Annotated in this window: 1 protein-coding gene and 1 pseudogene; both read right to left on the bottom strand. The window is 43.0% G+C overall.

Translation table 11 applies throughout. The features are described from left to right. Positions 1 to 239: 239 nt before the first annotated feature. Positions 240 to 1028: a hypothetical protein gene (locus F7D73_RS05770; protein WP_142990668.1), complete on the bottom strand. Its 789-nt coding sequence runs from the start codon at positions 1026 to 1028 to the stop codon at positions 240 to 242. A 155-nt stretch (positions 1029 to 1183) separates the two neighbouring features. After that, positions 1184 to 1627, bottom strand: a pseudogene (locus tag F7D73_RS05765) (dehydrogenase); the annotation flags it as partial. Positions 1628 to 1767: the final 140 nt, after the last annotated feature.

Here is a 1767-nt window from a genome sequence, read left to right as displayed (position 1 = left end):
ATGACATTGAGTTTTTCGAAATTCATTTCAGAGAGTTTGATGATTCTGTCTTGCATACCAATGAACTTTATGGTGATTGTATCTTTTGGCTCCACTTCAATTGTGAAGTTTCCATCAATGTCTGCTGCCGTTTTCTTTCCAGAAAGTTTAGCTGTGATGGAAACTTTAACATAAAGCCCTAAAGCACCCGAAAGCGAATAAGAGAATGAGTTTTGAAGCGACCCTTTTAATATGAAAACTTAAAAATGCTGAGCAGCTGCCCAAACTAACTCCACCTTTGTTACCTGCGGATAAGCTTCCTTATATTTATCTGTCAAATCCCAGAAGAAAAGCGAGCCTTCTTTTGGTTTCAAATAGAAATTCTCCAAAGTTCCGCCTTTACCATCTCCAACCTCGAAATAAAGTATACTGTGATCTTCATTATACGTAGTAGTATAATACCCATCCACCAACACCTTTCCACCAGCAAGGAACTGGATTCGGGATACTGTAAATACATCACCACGACTCTTGAATTTAACAGCTTCATAAGGCTTACTTGCTATCGCATCCGATGCTATCACCAAAGAATCTTCCTTGGAAACACCCTCCACCTTACAATATTTTTGATAACCACTAAATACTTGTGTAGTCTTCCATAACGTCTCAACATCCTTGACTTCCACGGCAAGTTTTGCCTCATTACCATCTTCATCAGTCACTGTAACAATAGCCTTTCCCACAGCGATAGCAGACAAGCTAATACGCTCATCCTTACCATACTGCCCCGTCTCATGGATGCAAGTTACAGTGACTACTTTCTCATCAGAAGACTGTGCCGAAATCTTGCCCTTGGCTCCTTGCACATTCACGCGGGCACCCTGGGTGGTATATATGACAAGGCTATTGCCCTTGATACCCACTTGTTTGCCAGTGTTAATATCACCAATGATTTCATCCTGTGTGAGTTGAATACCATCATCATCGCTACACCCTACCATCAAGAGAGCGACGAAAGCCATTGCCAAAAAGTAAATCTTTGCTTTCATAAACTGTTGTTTTTATGAGTTATACATGATAGGCGCTTTGCCCATCCTCTATTTATAAAACATTATTCTCCCCCCATTATTGCATTCTTCTTCCTATTATCTTTCTTTATTTAACACACTTTTACGCAAAAATATAAGAAACGCCTGTTTTGTTTCTATACTATCGGCAGACTTATTCCGTTGATCTTCTGATAAATATCTAAGGCATAGATATCCGTCATGCCGCTGATGTAATCCAATACTGCCATGATTCGCTCTTCCAGACTTTCGTTCTCGATATCGTACTGGCTGCTTACCCGGCGCAGAAGCTGCTTGGAGTAGAAACGAGACGGGTTGACGGCGGCATCGATGAATACCTCCATCAGCGTAGCCATGATCTTGTAACCCGAAAGCTCGATGTCGAGAACGGGCTTGCTGGCATAAATCTTCTTTCTCGAAACCTGGGTGCAGGTGATGTAGGCATTGCGCTCGTGCTCCGAGATGTGGTCGATGAGGGCTCCCTCGAAGGTGCCGGCAAGAATCTCTTCCTCGTGGTCGAGGAATGCCTTTACGCATTCGTTCTCCAGTTTGCCTATTACGCAGGCTCTCTCTTCTATCACCAGCCCTCTGTTCTGGAGCAAGGCAACCTGTTTATCTACGTTTATCGGTTGTTTGTCGTAATCCATATACCCTTTATAAAAAGCGAAGTCCCACCGTGGTACGCATCGTTGAGAGGCGTGGTGGGATTTGTTGCTGCAAA

It is taken from the genome of Segatella copri (assembly GCF_009494395.1).
Lineage (GTDB): Bacteria > Bacteroidota > Bacteroidia > Bacteroidales > Bacteroidaceae > Prevotella.
Note: the sequence above shows the minus strand (reverse complement) of the source record. Positions and strands in the feature narration are given on the sequence as shown.

Coding starts and splice junctions, on each gene's coding strand:
- F7D73_RS05770 (WP_142990668.1), bottom strand. CDS start 1,028: ATGAAAGCAAAGATTTACTTTTTGGCAATGGCTTTCGTCGCTCTCTTG.